Annotated in this window: 13 protein-coding genes; 3 read left to right on the forward strand and 10 right to left on the reverse strand. The window is 73.7% G+C overall.

The genetic code is table 11. The features are described from left to right. Window positions 1–43 precede the first annotated feature (43 nt). Window positions 44–1480 (forward strand): regulator, encoded by a 1437-nt coding sequence (locus ACFYMU_RS09070; protein WP_388370150.1) that lies wholly within the window; start codon window positions 44–46, stop codon window positions 1478–1480. A 566-nt stretch (window positions 1481–2046) separates the two neighbouring features. Here the strand turns inward: ACFYMU_RS09070 and ACFYMU_RS09075 are convergent. From ACFYMU_RS09075 to ACFYMU_RS09085, 3 genes are all read right to left on the reverse strand, one after another. Then, window positions 2047–2943, reverse strand: a complete 897-nt coding sequence (locus ACFYMU_RS09075; RefSeq protein ID WP_388370153.1) for an META domain-containing protein — start codon at window positions 2941–2943, stop codon at window positions 2047–2049. A 403-nt stretch (window positions 2944–3346) separates the two neighbouring features. After that, window positions 3347–4756, reverse strand: a complete 1410-nt coding sequence (locus ACFYMU_RS09080; protein WP_388370156.1) for an NAD(P)/FAD-dependent oxidoreductase — start codon at window positions 4754–4756, stop codon at window positions 3347–3349. A gap of 188 nt (window positions 4757–4944) precedes the next feature. Continuing rightward, a complete protein-coding gene (locus tag ACFYMU_RS09085; RefSeq protein ID WP_388370158.1) occupies window positions 4945–5847 on the reverse strand; it encodes a TIGR01777 family oxidoreductase in 903 nt (300 codons plus the stop codon). Between the two features lie 70 nt (window positions 5848–5917). On the opposite strand from ACFYMU_RS09085, the gene ACFYMU_RS09090 reads away from it, so the two are divergent. After that, window positions 5918–6406, forward strand: coding sequence for a GNAT family N-acetyltransferase (locus ACFYMU_RS09090; RefSeq protein ID WP_388370161.1), 489 nt, complete (start codon window positions 5918–5920; stop codon window positions 6404–6406). Between the two features lie 42 nt (window positions 6407–6448). Here the strand turns inward: ACFYMU_RS09090 and ACFYMU_RS09095 are convergent, their stop codons facing one another. After that, window positions 6449–7633 (reverse strand): MarP family serine protease, encoded by a 1185-nt coding sequence (locus ACFYMU_RS09095; RefSeq protein WP_388370164.1) that lies wholly within the window; start codon window positions 7631–7633, stop codon window positions 6449–6451. 205 nt (window positions 7634–7838) lie between these two features. On the opposite strand from ACFYMU_RS09095, the gene ACFYMU_RS09100 reads away from it, so the two are divergent. Then, entirely contained in the window at window positions 7839–8645 is an 807-nt protein-coding gene (locus ACFYMU_RS09100) for a peptidoglycan recognition protein (RefSeq protein ID WP_388370167.1), read from the forward strand. A 109-nt stretch (window positions 8646–8754) separates the two neighbouring features. Here ACFYMU_RS09100 and ACFYMU_RS09105 read toward each other — a convergent pair whose 3' ends face one another. From ACFYMU_RS09105 to lpdA, 6 genes are all read right to left on the reverse strand, one after another. Further along, on the reverse strand, window positions 8755–9273 hold the full coding sequence (locus tag ACFYMU_RS09105; protein WP_388370333.1) for a DUF4240 domain-containing protein: 519 nt from the start codon (window positions 9271–9273) through the stop codon (window positions 8755–8757). A gap of 55 nt (window positions 9274–9328) precedes the next feature. Continuing rightward, window positions 9329–10330: a helix-turn-helix transcriptional regulator gene (locus ACFYMU_RS09110; protein WP_388370170.1), complete on the reverse strand. Its 1002-nt coding sequence runs from the start codon at window positions 10328–10330 to the stop codon at window positions 9329–9331. A gap of 83 nt (window positions 10331–10413) precedes the next feature. After that, window positions 10414–13119, reverse strand: a complete 2706-nt coding sequence (gene aceE / locus ACFYMU_RS09115; protein WP_388370173.1) for a pyruvate dehydrogenase (acetyl-transferring), homodimeric type — start codon at window positions 13117–13119, stop codon at window positions 10414–10416. 267 nt (window positions 13120–13386) lie between these two features. After that, entirely contained in the window at window positions 13387–14010 is a 624-nt protein-coding gene (locus ACFYMU_RS09120) for a GntR family transcriptional regulator (protein WP_388370175.1), read from the reverse strand. Between the two features lie 194 nt (window positions 14011–14204). Further along, window positions 14205–16040, reverse strand: coding sequence for a 2-oxoglutarate dehydrogenase, E2 component, dihydrolipoamide succinyltransferase (gene sucB, locus ACFYMU_RS09125; protein ID WP_388370178.1), 1836 nt, complete (start codon window positions 16038–16040; stop codon window positions 14205–14207). A 62-nt stretch (window positions 16041–16102) separates the two neighbouring features. Next, window positions 16103–17491 carry a dihydrolipoyl dehydrogenase gene (gene lpdA / locus ACFYMU_RS09130; RefSeq protein WP_388370181.1) on the reverse strand — a complete coding sequence of 463 codons (1389 nt, stop codon included), beginning with the start codon at window positions 17489–17491 and terminating at the stop codon, window positions 16103–16105. Window positions 17492–17516 lie beyond the last annotated feature (25 nt).

Consider the following 17516-nt stretch of genomic DNA (forward strand, 5'->3'; position numbering starts at 1 on the left):
GGAGGCCCCGTCACGGCCCGAAAGTCAGGAGACCGCACCGCAGATGACGGAACGACCCGCGCAGCGCACCCCCAACCGACAGCTCGCCGCGCTCATCGCAGAAGCGGGGTTCTCCAACGCAGGTCTCGCCCGTCGCGTCGACCAGCTCGGCCTCGAACACGGGCTCGATCTCAGATACGACAAGACCTCCGTGACCCGATGGCTGCGCGGGCAGCAGCCGCGCGGCACCACCCCCGCGCTGATCGCCGAGGTCTTCACCCGGCGGCTCGGCCGCCGGCTCACCGCGCAGGACCTCGGGCTCGACGCCTGCGCGCCGGTCTACGCGGGCCTGGAGTTCGCCGCCACCCCTCAGGAGGCGGTCGACATCGTCAGCGGCCTGTGGCGCAAGGACTCGGGCAGCCACGCCGAGCTGCGCAAGATCGCCTTCACCCCGGCCGGGCTGGTCGTGCCCAGCCGGGACTGGCTGATCGGCCGGGCCGACGACCGGGTGGGCCGCTGCGAGCCGGCGCCCCACATCCCCGCCCAGGGCCGGCCCGCGGTGCCCCGGCAGCGCGGCCAGGCCGAGCGCGGCCCCGGCCAGCGGGTCAGCGGCGGCGACGTCGCCGCGCTGCGCTCGGTCGGCGAGCTGTTCCGGGCCCTGGACCACGCCTACGGCGGCGGCCACGCCCGCCAGGCGCTCGTGCGCTACCTGGAGCACGAGGCCGAGCCGATGCTGCGCGGCACCTACGGCGAACAGACGGGCCGCCGCCTGTTCGCGGCGGCCGCCGACCTCACCCGGCTCGCGGGCTGGACGTCGTACGACATCGCCGCGCACGGCCTCGCCCAGCGCTACTTCGTCCAGGCGCTGCGGCTCGCGCAGGCGGCCGGGGACCGGGCCTACGGGGCGTACGTGCTGGTCACGATGAGCCGCCAGGCCGTCTACCTCGGCCACGGGCGCGAGGCGGTGCAGCTGGCGCGGGTGGCGCAGCAGGGCGTCGGCACCTCGGCGCCGCCCGTCGTCCAGGCGCTGCTGCACGCCGTCGAGGCGCGCGGCCACGGCGTGCTCGGCGAGGTACGGGCGTGCACGGCCTCGCTCGTGCGGGCCGAGCGCGCGCTGGAGTCCGCCCGGCCCGGCGACGACGTGCCGTACTGGGCGCGGTTCTTCGACGAGGCGCAGCTGAGCGACGAGTTCGGGCACTGCCACCGGGACCTGCAGCAGTACCGGGCCGCGGTCCAGCACGCCGAGCGCTCGCTGCAGCTGCGGGCACCCGGCTTCGCCCGCAGCCGGCTGTTCTGCCGGGTCGTGCTCGCCTCGGCGCGGCTGGGCCTCGGTGAGCTGGACGTGGCGTGCCAGCTGGCGGCCGAGGCCGCCGGGCAGGCGGCGGACATGCGGTCGGTGCGGGCGGTCGAGTACGTACGCGACTTCGAACGCCGCCTGGAGCCGTACAAGGACGCGGCGCCGGTGCGGGGCTACCGCGACAAGGTCGCCGCGTTGCAGTGAGAGCCGGCGTGCGGACCCGTGTCCGGACCGGCCGGAACACGGGCCCGGACCCCCCCGGACGCGGGTCCGCGCACCGGGCTCCGGACGCGGGTCCGCGCACCGGGCTCCGGACGCGGGTCCGCGCACCGGGCTCCGTCCCTCGGCCGAGGAGTGGACCGCACTCCGGACGGGACCACGCTCCAGGCCCTTCCCCGAGCGAGCGCGAGACGGGAACGCGGCCCGGTCACGAGCGGAGGTGTCCCGGGACCGGGCACCTGGCACACGTCCGCGGCGGGTCGGCCGCCGCCGCGCCCGCTCCGCCCGGCGGTCGCACCCGCCTGCTCGCGCGTCCGCGGCGGAACCCACCTCCCCTCGCGACGGCGGCGCCGGCCCGCCGGATCAGCGCCCGCCCACTGGTTCACTCTCCGGGCGCAGGCACGCGTGGCCATCGCGGCCCTGCGGTCGTACGCGTTCGGCACTCCCTGCTGTGGATCTAGGCTCCTGGACGCGGTGCGCCGGTCAGCCGGATGAACCGGTCAGCCGGATGAACCGGTCAGCCGGATGAACCGGTCAGCCGGATGAACCGGTCAGCCGGATGAAGTGGTCAGCCGGATGAAGTGGTAGCCGAAGTAGTCGAGGCCGTGGGTCTCGTCCACGAACTTGATGCCGGCACCGGTCATGACCGAGAAGGTGCGCGGCTGCCGGCCGAGCAGGTCGTCCTCCTCGGACATGATCTCCCGTGGGCAGGTCCGGTGCGTGGTCCGGGTGAGCGGGTGCAGCGTGACGTGCTCGCCCGCGAAGACGGCCCGGCCCTTGAAGGCGTTGCAGCCCGACTTTCCCGTGACCGTGCCGTCCCGGTGGAAGACGAAGTAGACCTCTTTGCCGGCCGTCATGTCGACGGTGGCGTCGGAGACGATCAGATACCGGAGTTGCCACGGTGCTCCGAAGAGCCCCGCAGGCCACAGCATCTGCAGCGCGACATAGTCGCCCCGCTGGTTCTTCAGGGTCATCGACAGGTCGTCGACGCGCTTGGCCACCGTCAGCGGGCCGCCGGTGAAGACCTTCCGCATCCGCTGCTCGAAGGCGCCTTCTTTCGCAGGGCAGCCGTCGTCCGGCACCGCCCCCGACGCCTGCGCACCGACGGTGAGCGTCGTGGCGGTGACCGTGGCCGGCGCCTTGAACGGCGTGCACCCGTAGTCGCCCGTGACCGTGTTGTCGTAACCGAACTCCACCCACGCGCCGGCGTTCGCCGGTGCGTCGACGTCGCGCCCGTCGACGGTGACCCAGTCCACCCGCCAGCGGGCACCCAGGAGCAGCCCGCCGTCACCACCCGGCCCCTTCGGCGTGGTCCACGGCGTGGGCCGGTCCGTGGGCTTCCCCCCGCTCCCCGCCCGGGGCGAACCACACGCGGTGACGGTGAGCAGTGCGATGAGCAGGGCGCCGAGAAGGGCGCCGAGAAGGGCGCCGGTCCGATACGTGCGCATGATGACTCAGACCTCCGACCCCCCTTCGGGGTTGCCCCGCCAGGCCACAGCGAGGTCGCCTGCTCCGCTCGCGGAGCGGCGAGGCGGCCCCTGACCAGGGAGACTCGGCCAGGGGCTGTTCCCGTGTCCGGCCGCCGTCTCTGCCGTCGCCGGGAAGCGGCGGAGCGGGCGGAGCCGTTGCGCTCGACGCGCCCGGCAACCACCCGGCCGGTGGCCACCTCCACGGCGGTGACGACGGAGACGGTGCCGTGACGCCGGTACTCGAGCAGCTTGCGTCGTCGACGCGGTGGGCTCCCAGACCCCGGCTCCTGCACACGGGCCGGCGGGAGGGCGGCCCCGACGACGCCTCAACCCGAACGGGACTCACGACCTGCTGCACCGGCGTCATGAGTCCCGGCCACGCTCAGGCCGCGGTGGGCAGTGGTTCCGCGACCTGCATCGGCCCCGCGCCGAGGTCGGCCAGGAGGGCGGACGCGGCGCGCTGCCCGGAGTGCAGCGTGCCCTGGACCGTGCTCGTGTCCCGGTGGTCGCCGCACACGTACAGCCCGGCCAGCAGCCGCACCGGCCGGCGCAGATCGTGCGGCGGACGCATCGCCGGGACGGCCCGCGCGGTGTGGTGCACGGCGAGCGTCTCCCAGCGCACGGTCGAGGTGCCGTACAGCCGTGCCAGGTGGGCCCGTACCGCGCCGTCGACGTCGTCCGGGGGCGCGCCGAGCACCGTCGAGGAGACCAGGGTGCGGCCCGCGGGCGCACGGGACGGATCGACGCGGCTGACGACCGCGGTGTGCGCCACGGGGCCGCCCCGGTCCGCGTCGAGCAGCAGCGACGCGCCGGTCGACGGCGGCTCGTCCGTGGCGTGGTGGACGACGGTGACGGGATGGAAGTCCGGGACGCGCAGGCCGGGCAGCAACTCGGCCGCGGTGTGCGCGCCGGTGGCCAGCAGAACGGCGCGGCAGCGGACCACGCCGTGCTCGGCGGTGGTGACCGAGGTGGTGGAGACCGACGTGGCACGGACCCCGGTGTGCACGGTTCCCGGCGGCAGCGCCCGCGCCAGCAGCTCCGGCAGGACCTCCGCCCCGCCCTCCGGCAGGCACAGCCGGCCGTTGGCGAAGGCGCGCAGCGCGAGGTCGGCGCAGCGGCTCGACGTGGTCAGCTCCGGGTCGCACAGCAGTGCGGCCAGCAGGGGCCGCAGAAAGCCGTCGACCGTGCGGGCGGGGATCCCCCGGGCGGCGAGGGCGCGTCCGGCGGGCAGCTCCGGCCGGATCAGCAGCCGTTCCACGGGTGTGGCGGAGATCCGTGCCAGCGCCGCACCGAGCCGGGCCTGGTCCATGGCCCCGCCGAGCGGGATGCCGGGCCGCGCCCCCGCCGCCCGTGCCCGCACCGCGCGCACCCGGGCCGCTCCGCTCCCCGACCGGGGCGCGGACGCCACCCGGGGGGCGCTCGCAAGGGCGCGTACGGCGTTCAGAGCGCTTCGTGCGCCCCCTGCGCTCCCTCCGGTGAGGACGCCCGCCCGGTGGTGGCGCCCCTCGCTGTGCACCAGGACGCCGGGCGCGAAGGGACGCAGGACCAGGGCGTCGAGCCCCGGGGTCCGGCGCAGTTCGGGATGTGCCGTCAAAGGCGTTGTCAGGAGCTGTCCGATCCGGTCGAGCCGGAAGCCGTCGACCTTCTCGGTCGACATGCGGCCGCCGACCCAGGGGGCGGCCTCCAGGACTACGGTGGTGATTCCTGCGCTGGTCAGCCGGTGGGCCGCCGCGAGACCGGCGACCCCGGCCCCCACGACGACGACGTCCGCCTGATTCACGGGCTCGTGCACGTGCCCCTCCTCGAGGTTGTGCGGCCGGTGCAGACGTCATGCCCCCAACCGGCTTGCGGAATGCCCGAGTTCGGGACGAGCGTAGGTCCCTCGGCGGCCCCTGGAAGTCGCGCATGGACAGGGCACGGTCGCACAGCGGTCGCACATGGCCGAACACCGGACCCCCGGGCCGGCCCCGTGCTTCCCGGCTACCGCCCCAGCGCCGCCCGCAGCGCCTCCTCGACCCCGGGGAAAGCGAAGGAGAACCCGGACTCCAGCAGCCGCCGGGGCAGCACCCGCGCACTGCCGAGCACGTCCCCCGCCATCTCGCCCAGCGCGAGCCGGAGCACCGGCGCGGGCACCGGGAAGAGCGCCGGCCGGTGCAGCACGCGCCCCATCGCCGCCGTGATCTCACGGTTGGTCAGCGGACGCGGAGCCGTCAGATTGAACGGCCCGGACAGCCCCTCCCCGTCGAGGAGATGGCGGATCGCCGCCACCTCGTCGTGCAGCGAGATGAACGACCAGTACTGCCGCCCGTCGCCCAACCGCCCCCCGAGCCCCGCCTCGAAGAGCGGGATCAGCCGCCCCCAGGCCCCGCCCCCGCGGGCGACCACCAGCCCGGTGCGCAGGAACACCGTCCGTACGCCCGCCTCCCGGGCGGCGACCGCGGCCCCCTCCCACTCCACGCACAACGACGGCAGGAAGCCCTCCCCGGGCGGCGCCTCCTCGTCCACGGCCCGGTCCCCGGTGTCGCCGTAGTAGCCGATGGCGCTGCCGCTCACGAAGACGCGCGGCGGCTCGGGCAGGGAGGCGACGGCCTCCGCGAGCGCGGCCGTGCCGAGCACCCGGCTGTCGCGCAGCGTCTTCTTGTACGCCTCCGTCCAGCGGTGGTCACCGATCCCGGCCCCCGCCAGGTTCACCACGGCGTCGCACCCGGCCAGACCGGCCGCGTCCACGTACCGCCCCTCGGGGTCCCAGCAGACCTCGTCCCTGCCCCGGGCCGCGCGGCGCACCAGACGCACCACCCGGTGGCCGTCGGCGGCCAGCGACCGCACCAGGGCACTGCCGACGAGACCGGACGCGCCGGCCACGGCGATTCGGTAACGCTCCATGGGACCATCCTGCCCGGTGCCGGCGGAAAACACGGGACGGCACCTCGGACGATCGCCTTACAGTGACCCCATGCCGGTTCCGTCCATACGCCACGCCACTCTCGACGACGAGGAGACGCTCGGCCGGCTCGACCGCGCCGTCTGGTCTCCGCTGCACTCCGTCCAGCCCCGCCCGCGGCCGCCGTACGAGCCCTTCTTCAACGAGCGGTTCGGGCCGCGGGACCACCTCGTGGCCGAACTCGGCGGCGCCGTCGTCGGCTACATCCGGCTGGGGCTCCCGACATCGCTGGAGTGCAACTCCCACGTGCGCCAGATCCAGGGGCTCGCCGTCGCCGAGGAGGCGCGCGGCGCGGGGGTCGGCCGGGCGCTGCTGCGGGCCGTGCAGGACGAGGCGCGGCGGCGGGGGGCGCGGCGCATCACCCTGCGCGTCCTCGGCCACAACACCGCGGCCCGCGCCCTGTACGAGTCCGAGGGATTCGTGGTGGAGGGCACCCTGCCCGAGGAGTTCCTGCTCGACGGCGAGTACGTCGACGACGTGTTCATGGGGCGGCCCCTGTGACGCGCCGGTGAGGGACACCCGCCGCCGTTTCCCGGGTGACGCTCAGGACGTGACGAGGTCGCCGGTGTCCACCGCCGCCGTGGCGCGCGCGGCGCGCTTCGCGTCGGAGGCGACCTCGGCCGCCGTCAGGACGTACCCCGTCTCCGTGTCCGACGTGGAGCGGGCGAAGACCACGCCGTAGACCCTGCCCTCGGTGGTCAGCAGCGGCCCCCCGGAGTTGCCGGGCAGGACCGTCGAACGGACCGAGTAGATCTCCCGGGTGACGGTGGCCGAGTTGTAGATGTTCTGGCCCGTGGCCCGTATCCGGCCGGCGACCGTCGCGGCCCGCAGCGTCAGGTCGCCGTCCTCCGGATAGCCCGCCACCACGGCCGCGTCGCCGCGCGCCGCCGACTCGTCGAAGCGCAGCACCGGCGCGCGCAGGTCGGGCACGTACAGCACGGCCACGTCCCGGTCGGGGTCGAAGAGCACGACGCGCGCCGGGTACGACGGCCCCACACCGCCGATCCGCACGCTCGGGCGGTCGATGCCCGCCACCACATGGGCGTTGGTCAGCACGTGCCGCGCCGCGTACACGAAGCCGCTGCCCTCCCGGCCCTGGTCGCCCGCGACGCCCTCGATCTTCACCGTGGAGAGCTTGGCCGCGTTCGTCGCGCTCGTCGTGACGCTGTCGCCCGAGGGCTTGGCGACCCCGGCCACGGGCTCGTTCTCGAACGGGTTGAAGACCTGTGGGAAGCCCGCCTGGGTGAGCGCGGAGGTGGCGCGCGAGAACCACGCCGGGGTGGCGTCCGGCATCGCGCTCTGCACGGCGCCGAGCAGCCGCGAGTCCCGGATCGCCTGGGTGAGCAGCGGCGACGAGGAAGCGCCCAGGACGCTCGCGGCCACCCATGCCACGATCAGCACGGCGGCCGTGTTGGCTACCGCCCCGCCGACGCCGTCGGCCACCCGCAGCGGCCCGCGGTCCAGCTCCCGGCGCAGCTTCAGCGCCAGGCGTCCCGCCATCTCGTGCCCCACCACGGCCGGGACCAGCACCGTGAACACCGCCGTCACCGTCGCCGCCGTCGTACCCCGCGTCGCCAGGTCCATCACCCACGGCAGCACCCACACGCCGACGACCGCACCGCCGACGAACCCGGCCAGGGAGACACAGCCGGCCACCAGTCCGCGCCGGTAGCCGGACGCCGCGTAGCCGAGGATCACCAGCAACAGCAGGAAGTCGAGCAGGTCCACGGAGCCGCCTTTCTCTGGGACCCCTTAGTACGCGCCGCAGGAGCCCGGTGATCAGCCGTGCGGGGAGCGCCCGGAAACCGCTTCCCGAGGAGCCGGGCAGCCCGCGCGGCGAGCACTGAGGAAAACGTGCCGGACCGGGACGATGGTTCCACCAGGTGGCACACCACACGTCGCGGATGCAACGGAACGGACGGACAGTGAATCCATGCGTGTCTTCCCAAGAGTGCGCGCACCGAGGCCGCATGCCCTACGACGACGACCCGGCGCCGCCCTGCTGCTGCTCGGCTGCATGCCTCCACTGGCCGCGGTCCTCGTCCTGCTGATGAGCCCGGCCGGCGGCGAGCGCACGGTGGTGCTTCCGCCCCCGCGGCCGGCGCAGGCCCGGTCCGCCGTCCTGCACCCGGCGCCCCGGCCGCGCATCGTGCCGCGGTACGTCTGGGCCGACGACGGCGCACGGTCCCAGCCGCCGCCGCGCTACGACGACAAGGTCGTCGCGGTCTTCGTGCACCACACCGACTCACCCAACCGCTACCGCTGCTCGGAGACGCCCCGCATCATCCGCGCCCTGTACACGGGGCAGCGGGGAAACCGCCGCTGGGACGACATCGGTTACAACTTCCTGGTCGACCACTGCGGCACGATCTACGAGGGCCGCGCCGGCGGCATCGACCGCGCCGTCACCGGCGCCCACACCCAGGGCTTCAACCACCGCACCGCGGGCATCGCCGCCATCGGCACGTTCACCAAGGGCGTGCCGGTGCCCCGGGCGATGACCGACGCGATCGCCGCCCTGGCCGCGTGGAAACTGGGCCTCGCGGACATCGACCCGCGCGTCCGGGTCCGGCTCGTCTCCAGCAACGGCAAGAGCCGCTACCAGGCGGGCACCGCCGCCACGCTGCCCGCCCTCGCCGGGCACAACGACGGCTTCATGACGAACTGCCCGGGCGCGGCGCTCAGCGCCCTCCTCCCGAAGATCAGGGAGCAGGCGGCGCACCTGCAGGGCCGGCGCTGACACCTGCCGGGCGAGCGGGCCTCGCAGCGCGGCCGCGCGCCGCGCCGGACGTCACCTCGCCGCCCGGCCCCGTGCGGGGGAGCGGGCGGGGACCGGGCGCACGCCGGTCTCAGCCCTTGAAGCGGGCCCAGAGCCTCGGGTAGCGCTCGGCGAGCAGGGACTCGTCCTCCATGTCGAACGGCGTGCCCTCCGGCTCCGCCGCCGCGGGCGGGACACCCAGGTCCGGCGCCACCGTACCGGTGAGCTGCTCGTACGCCTCGTCCGCCGCGTAGCCGAGTTCCTCGCCGTCGCCGTCGATCTCCTCGTCGAAGTCCTCGAGCAGGCCGGCGAGCGCGTCGGGGTCGTGCAGGGCGCCCTCGAAGACCTCCCGGCCCTGGCCGATCAGCCAGCACCTGAAGAAGTCGAACGCGTCGTCGCTCGCCCCGTCGAGCAGCACCCAGGCGGCGCCCCACAGGTCCCAGCGGTAGGCGCGGTTGTACCGGGCCTCGAAGTGCCGGGCGAAGTCCAGGATCGCGTCCGGGTCCAGCTGCGCCAGCCGCTCGACGAGCTGGTCGGCCTGCTCGTCGGGGTCGCCCCCGGCGGCCCGGCGGCTCGCGTCCACCAGCTCCCAGAACTCCGTCTCGTCCATCACGGGACCAGCATCGGCCCTGCACGGGAGGGGCGCACGCGGAGGGCGCGGGGCGTCAGGCGCCGTAGAGCCCCGCGAGCCGTGCGGCGTCGCGCGCGAACCTCGCGCGCAGCCGCTTCGGGGACAGCACCTCGACCTCAGGCCCCAGCGCCGTCAGCTGCGCGTGCGCGACCTCCTCGGACTCCACCGGCAGGGTCAGCGTCACCCAGCCCCGCCCGTCCGGTTCGCCCGCGCCCTTCAGAGCCTCCCGGGCGGACACGGGGTCGACGGCGTACGGCAGCCCGCGCACACCGTCCGCCGACAGCCGGACCACGACCTCGGCCCGCAGGATGGACCGCGCGAACTGCTCCGCCCGCTCCTCCCAGAACGCGGCCAGACCGAACTCCCCGTCCCGTGCGAAGTGCTCCTGGCCGGCCTCCACGGACGCGAGGCGGTCGACGCGGTACACCCGGAAGGGGCCGTCGCCCGCGACCTGGGCGCACAGGTACCAGATCCCCGCCTTGAGCACGAGCCCGTACGGCTCCAGCTCCCGCTGCACGGTGTTCCCGGCTCGCTCGCCGCCCCCGTCGTCCTGCCCGCGCCGGTAGCGCACGGTGATCCGGCGGTCGTCCCACACCGCGTCCGCGACCGCCGGCAGCAGTGGCGGCGTCCCGGGCTCCGTGAACCAGGCGGGCGCGTCCAGATGGAACCGCTGCGCCGCCGTGCGGGGCGCGTCGCGCAGGGACGGCAGCAGGGCCGCGGAGACCTTCAGCCGGGCCGCGGAGGCCGCGTCCTGCAGCCCCATCTCGCGCAGCGCCCCCGGAACGCCGCTGAGGAACAGCGCCTCGGCCTCGTCGCGGGCGAGGCCGGTCAGCCGGGTGCGGTACCCGCCGACGAGCCGGTAACCGCCCCAGCGGCCGCGGTCCGCGTACACCGGGACACCCGCCTCCGACAGGGCCTGGGCGTCCCGGGCCACGGTCCGCTCGGACACCTCCAGCTCACGGGCCAGCTCGGCGGCGGTCATGGCGGGACGGGACTGGAGCAGCAGCACCATCTTGATGAGGCGGGCGGCACGCATGGCCTCATGATGCCGGGCGGCACCGACAGCGAGGGGCACGGCGGCCGCCGTACCCCTCCTGCCACCGAAGGTGACGACAGGGCCTACAGCCCGTACCGGTCCCGTGCCTCCTTCACGTCCGCGGCCTTGACCTCGCCGCGCCTGGCCAGCTGGGCCAGGGCCGCCACGACGATCGACCGCGCGTCGACGCCGAAGTGGCGCCGGGCCGCGTCACGCGTGTCCGACAGGCCGAAGCCGTCGGTGCCCAGCGAGGAGTAGTCCTGCTCGACCCACTGCGCGATCTGGTCGGGGACCTGGCGCATGTAGTCGGAGACCGCGAGGACGGGGCCCTCCGCGCCCTGGAGCGCCCGCCGTACGTACGGCACCCGCTCCTCGCCCCGCAGCAGGGCCGCGTCCGCCTCCATCGCGTCGCGCCGCAGCTCGCCCCACGACGTCGCCGACCACACGTCGGCCGCCACGCCCCACTCCTCGGTGAGGAGCCTCTGCGCCTCGAGCGCCCAGTGGATCGCCGTGCCCGAGGCCAGCAGCTGGATCCGTGGGGCGTTCGCCGGGACGGAGAGCCCCGCCGACTCGGCGGTGTTGAAGCGGTACAGGCCCTTGACGATGCCCTGGTCGATGCCGGGCACGGAGGGCTTCGCCGGCTGCGGCAGCGGCTCGTTGTAGACGGTGAGGTAGTAGAAGACGTTCGGGTCCTCGCCCGGTGCCGTCTCGCCGTACATGCGGCGCAGGCCGTCCCTCACGATGACCGCGATCTCGTACGCGAACGCCGGGTCGTACGTCAGGGCGGCGGGGTTGGTCGCCGCGATCACCGGCGAGTGGCCGTCGGCGTGCTGCAGGCCCTCACCGGTCAGCGTGGTGCGGCCGGCCGTGGCACCGACCAGGAAGCCGCGGCCGAGCTGGTCGCCGAGCTGCCACATCTGGTCGGCCGTGCGCTGCCAGCCGAACATCGAGTAGAAGATGTAGAAGGGGATCATCGGCTCGCCGTGCGTCGCGTACGACGTGGCGGCGGCGATGAAGTCGGCCATCGAACCGGCCTCGGTGATCCCCTCGTTGAGGATCTGGCCGTTCTTCGCCTCCCTGTAGTACATCAGCTGGTCGCGGTCGACCGGCTCGTACGTCTGGCCCTTGGGCGAGTAGATGCCCAGGGAGGGGAAGAGGCTCTCCATGCCGAAGGTGCGCGCCTCGTCGGGGACGATCGGCACCCAGCGCGGGCCCGTCTCCCGGTCGCGGACCAGCTCCTTGACCAGGCGGACGAACGCCATGGTGGTCGCCACGTTCTGGGCGCCGGAGCCCTTGTCGAAGGCTGCGAACGCCTTCTCGGCCGGGGCGGGCAGCGGGGCGACGGGGTGGACGCGGCGGGCCGGGGCGGGGCCGCCGAGGGCCGCGCGGCGCTCCTGGAGGTAGCGGACCTCGGGGGAGTCGGCGCCCGGGTGGCCGTAGGGCACCACGCCGCCCTCGAACCGGGCGTCGGGGATCGGCAGTTCCAGCAGGTCGCGCATCGCCCTGAACTCGTCCACCGTCAGCTTCTTCATCTGGTGGTTGGCGTTCTTCGAGGCGAAGCCCTCGCCGAGCGTGAAGCCCTTGACGGTCTGGGCCAGGATGACGGTCGGCGCGCCCTTGTGCTCCACCGCCGCCTTGTACGCCGCGTAGACCTTGCGCGCCTCGTGGCCGCCGCGGGAGAGGTGGAAGCACTCCAGGATCTTGTCGTCGCTCAGCAGCTTCGCCATCTCGGCGAGTGCCGGGTCCTTGCCGAAGAAGTCCTGGCGGATGTAGGCGACGTCGCGGGTCTGGTACGTCTGGACCTGCGCGTCCGGAACCTCGCGCAGCCGGCGCACCAGCGCGCCGGTGGTGTCGAGCGCGAACAGCTCGTCCCAGGCCGTGCCCCACAGCGTCTTGACGACGTTCCAGCCGGCGCCGCGGAACTGCGCCTCCAGCTCCTGCACGATCTTGAAGTTGGCGCGGACCGGGCCGTCGAGGCGCTGCAGGTTGCAGTTGACGACGAAGGTGAGGTTGTCCAGCTCCTCGCGCGCGGCGAGCGCGAGCGCCGCCGTGGACTCGGGCTCGTCCATCTCGCCGTCGCCGAGGAACGCCCACACGTGCGAGGACGAGACGTCCTTGATGCCGCGGTGGGTGAGGTAGCGGTTGAAGCGCGCCTGGTAGATCGCGGAGAGCGGACCGAGGCCCATGGAGACGGTCGGGAACTCCCACAGCCAGGGCAGGCGGCGCGGGTGCGGGTAGGAGGGCAGGCCGTCGCCGCCCGCCTCCTGGCGGAAGTTGTCGAGGTGGTCCTCGGTCAGGCGGCCGTCGAGGAAGGCGCGGGCGTAGATGCCGGGGGAGGCGTGGCCCTGGACGTAGAGCTGGTCGCCGGAACCGCCCCCGCCCTCCTTCCCCTTGAAGAAGTGGTTGAAGCCGGTCTCGTACAGCCAGGCGGCGGAGGCGAAGGTGGCGATGTGGCCGCCGACGCCGTACTTGCTGCCGCGGGTCACCATGGCGGCCGCGTTCCAGCGGTTCCAGGCGGTGATGCGGCGCTCCATCTCCTCGTCACCGGGGACGGCCGGCTCGGCGGCGGTGGGGATGGTGTTGACGTAGTCGGTCTCCAGGAGCCCCGGCAGCGCGATGCCGCTGCCCGCGGCGCGCTCCAGCGTGCGGCGCATCAGGTAGGCGGCACGGTGCGGCCCGGCCGCCTCCGCGACGGCGTCCAGGGAGGCCCGCCATTCGGCGGTCTCCTCGGGGTCGCGGTCCGGGAGCTGGTCGAGCTCGCTCGGCCGGATGGCGTGGGGGTCGGTCATGTCGCCGCCTTCCTCGGTCGAAGGGGTGCCCTCATCGGTAAGGGTTCTGGGGGTGCCCTTGGTCTTTGGCAGGACAGGGCGGGGGGCTCGGGTGGAAGCCCGTCGGCGACTCTAACCCTTTGATCGATGATCGATCAAAGGGTTGTGGACCAAAATCTCTTGATCACGAGAAAGTCGGCACCCGGTGCCTTGTGTGAAGACACCGGGTGCCGTGTTCTGTGGGGGTCTGCGCAGGTGGGGACGCCTGAGCCCGACCGGGTCCCGCCGTCAGGCGCGCGGCGCGCAGCCCAGCACGTGGGCCTTCACGATCTCGGCTATCCGCGGATCCCGCCGGCGGAACGCGGCCACGAGTTCCTCGTGCTCCTCCGCGTACGACTGCTGCACCGTTCCCAGCCAGCGGATCGACAGCGCCGTGAACACCTCGATGCCGAGGCCCTCCCAGGTGTGCAGCAGCACCGAGTTGCCGGCCGCCCGCACCAGCTCGCGGTGGAACGCGACCGTGTGCCGCACCTGCGCCGTCCCGTCCGACTCGCGGTCCGCCTCGTACAGCGCGGCCACGTGCGGCTCCAGCGCCGAGCAGTCCTCCGCCAGCCTGCCGGCGGCCAGCTCCGCCGCGATGGCCTCCAGACCGGCCCGGACGGGGTAGGACTCCTCCAGGTCCGCGGCGGTCAGGTTCCTGACCCGCACGCCCTTGTTGGGCGCGGACTCGATCAGCCGCAGGGACTCCAGCTCCCGCAACGCCTCCCGGACCGGCGTCTGGCTGACCTCCAGCTCCGTGGCGATCCGCCGCTCCACGATCCGCTCGCCCGGCTTCCAGCGCCCGCTGACGATCCCCTCCACGATGTGCTCGCGGATCTGTTCGCGCAGCGAGTGGACGACGGGCGCGGTCATGACGGGCTCCTTAGGCGGGGGCCACCGGCCCCAGGGGTTGACCTTTAGACAATAAGGCCGCGGCCCCGTCCGTGAGAGGTACACGGGCGCGCTTTCGCGCAGGTGAGACGAGACTTACACGCCCCGGTCGGAAACGCGGTGCCCCCGCCCGGATCTCCGGGCGGGGGCACCGCGGGCCGTTCGTCCACCGTGGCTCAGAGGCCGAGCTCGACCTCGAACTCGCCGGCCTCCAGGATCGCCTTGACCGCCGTCAGGTAGCGCGCCGCGTCGGCGCCGTCCACCAGGCGGTGGTCGTAGGACAGGGTCAGGTACGTCATGTCGCGGACGCCGATGACCGTACCCTCCTCCGTCTCGATGACGGCGGGGCGCTTGACCGTGGCGCCGATGCCGAGGATCGCCACCTGGCCCGGGGGCACGATGATCGTGTCGAACAGCGCGCCGCGCGAACCGGTGTTGCTGACGGTGAAGGTCGCGCCGGCCAGCTCGTCCGGCGTGATCTTGTTGCCGCGGACCTTGGCCGCCAGGTCGGCGGTGGCCTTGGCGATGCCCGCGATGTTCAGGTCACCGGCGTTCTTGATGACCGGGGTCATCAGGCCCTTCTCGGAGTCCACGGCGATGCCGATGTTCTCCGCGTCGAAGTACGTGATGGTGCCCTCGGCCTCGTTGATCCGGGCGTTGATGACCGGGTAGGCCTTCAGCCCCTGGGCCGCCGCCTTCACGAAGAACGGCATCGGGGACAGCTTGACGCCCTCGCGCGCGGCGAACGAGCCCTTGGCCTGCTCACGCAGACGCATCAGGCGGGTCACGTCGACCTCGACGACGGTGGACAGCTGGGCCTGCTCGTGCAGGGCCTTGACCATGTTGTCGCCGATGACCTTGCGGATCCGCGGCATCTTGACGGTCTGGCCGCGCAGCGGGGAGACCTCCAGGACCGGCGCCTTCCGGGCGGCCGGGGCGGCGGCTGCGGCCGGTGCCGGGGCGGCGGCGGCCTTCGCGGCCTCGGCGGCCGCGATGACGTCCTGCTTGCGGATGCGTCCGCCGACGCCGGTGCCACGGACGGTGGACAGGTCGACGCCGTTCTCGGCGGCGAGCTTGCGCACCAGCGGGGTCACGTAGGCGCCGTCGTCGACCGGCTGGGCGGCGGCCGGAGCCGGGGCGGCCGGAGCGGGCGCGGCCGGAGCCGCGGCCGGAGCCGGAGCCGGAGCCGGGGCGGCGACCGGAGCCACGGGGGCGGCGGGCGCGGGCGGGGCCACGGGTGCGGCCGGGGCGACCGGTGCGGCCGGAGCCGGGGCCGGGGCGGCGGGCGCAGGAGCCGGGGCGGCGGGCGCCGGAGCAGCCGGAGCGGGGGCCGGGGCGGCAGGCGCCGGGGCGGCCGCGGGAGCGGCACCCGGAGCGCCGATGACGGCCAGCTTGGCGCCGACCTCGGCGGTCTCGTCCTCGCCGACCACGATCTCCAGGAGCACGCCGGAGGCGGGCGCCGGGATCTCGGTGTCGACCTTGTCCGTGGAGACCTCGAGCAGCGGCTCGTCGGCCTGGACGGTCTCGCCGACCGACTTCAGCCAGCGGGTGACGGTGCCCTCGGTGACCGACTCGCCGAGCGCGGGCAGGACCACGTCGGTGCCCTGCGCGGTGACGGCGCCGGTGGTGGCCTGGGCGGTCGGTGCCGGCACCGGGGCGGCGGCCTCGGTGGACGGGGCGACCGGGGTCTGGGCGGCCGGGGCGGCCGTGGGGGTCGGTGCGGGAGCCGGCGCGGGCTCGGCGGCCGGCGCCGGAGCGGCGGCCGGGGCGCCCGTGCCGTCGTCGATGACGGCCAGCTCGGCGCCGACCTCGACCGTCTCGTCCTCGGCGACCTTGATGGACGTCAGAACGCCGGAGGCCGGCGCCGGGATCTCGGTGTCGACCTTGTCGGTGGACACTTCGAGCAGCGGCTCGTCGGCCTCGACGCGCTCGCCCTCGGCCTTCAGCCAGCGGGTGACGGTGCCCTCGGTGACGCTCTCACCGAGCGCCGGAAGGGTTACGGAAACCGGCATGGTTTCGGTTTCTCCTTACGAATTGCGGAAGTCTGTGTCGTCGCGCCCGAAGACTGAAAGCGTCAGTCGTGGGAGTGGAGCGGCTTGCCGGCGAGGGCCAGGTGAGCCTCGCCGAGCGCCTCGTTCTGCGTCGGGTGGGCGTGGATGAGCTGGGCCACCTCGGCCGGCAGCGCCTCCCAGTTGTAGATCAGCTGGGCCTCGCCGACCTGCTCGCCCATGCGGTCGCCGACCATGTGGACGCCGACCACGGCACCGTCCTTGACCTGGACGAGCTTGATCTCGCCCGCGGTCTTGAGGATCTTGCTCTTCCCGTTGCCCGCGAGGTTGTACTTGAGGGCGACGACCTTGTCCGCGCCGTAGACCTCCTTGGCCTTGGCCTCGGTGATGCCCACGGAGGCGACCTCCGGGTGGCAGTACGTCACCCGCGGCACGCCGTCGTAGTCGATCGGAACGACCTTCAGACCGGCCAGGCGCTCCGCCACCAGGATGCCCTCGGCGAAGCCGACGTGCGCGAGCTGGAGCGTCGGGACCAGGTCACCGACGGCGGAGACGGTCGGGACGTTGGTCCGCATGTACTCGTCGACGAGGACGTGACCGCGGTCCATGGCGACCCCGGCCTCCTCGTAGCCGAGGCCCTGGGAGACCGGACCGCGGCCGACGGCGACGAGGAGGACCTCGGCCTCGAACTCCTTGCCGTCGGCGAGGGTGACCTTGACACCGTTCTGGGTGTACTCGGCCTTCTGGAAGAAGGTGCCCAGGTTGAACTTGATGCCGCGCTTGCGGAAGGCGCGCTCGAGAAGCTTGGAGGAGTTCTCGTCCTCGACCGGCACGAGGTGCTTGAGGCCCTCGATGATCGTGACGTCGGCACCGAAGGACTTCCAGGCGGAGGCGAACTCGACGCCGATGACGCCGCCGCCCAGGATGATCGCGGACTGCGGCACGCGGTCCAGGACGAGGGCGTGGTCGGAGGAGATGATGCGGTTGCCGTCGATCTCCAGGCCGGGCAGCGACTTCGGCACGGAGCCGGTCGCCAGCAGCACGTGGCGGCCCTGGATCCGCTGTCCGCCCACGTCCACCGAGGTCGGGGAGGACAGCCGGCCCTCGCCCTCGATGTAGGTCACCTTGCGGGAGGCGACCAGGCCCTGCAGACCCTTGTACAGGCCCGTGACGACCTCGTCCTTGTACTTGTGGACGGCCGGTACGTCGATGCCCTCGAAGCTGGTCTTGACACCGAACTGCTCGCTCTCGCGCGCCTGGTCGGCGATCTCGCCCGCGTGCAGCAGGGCCTTGGTGGGAATGCAACCCCGGTGCAGGCAGGTGCCGCCGACCTTGTCCTTCTCGATCAGGGCGACGTCCAGGCCCAGCTGAGCCCCACGCAGGGCCGCGGCGTAACCGCCGCTACCACCGCCGAGGATCACTAGGTCGAAAACGGTGCTGGCGTCGTTCGCCACGTCACGTCCTCCATGCATGTGCGCC

This window comes from Streptomyces sp. NPDC007264 (genome assembly GCF_042869095.1).
Taxonomy (GTDB): Bacteria; Actinomycetota; Actinomycetes; order Streptomycetales; family Streptomycetaceae; genus Streptomyces.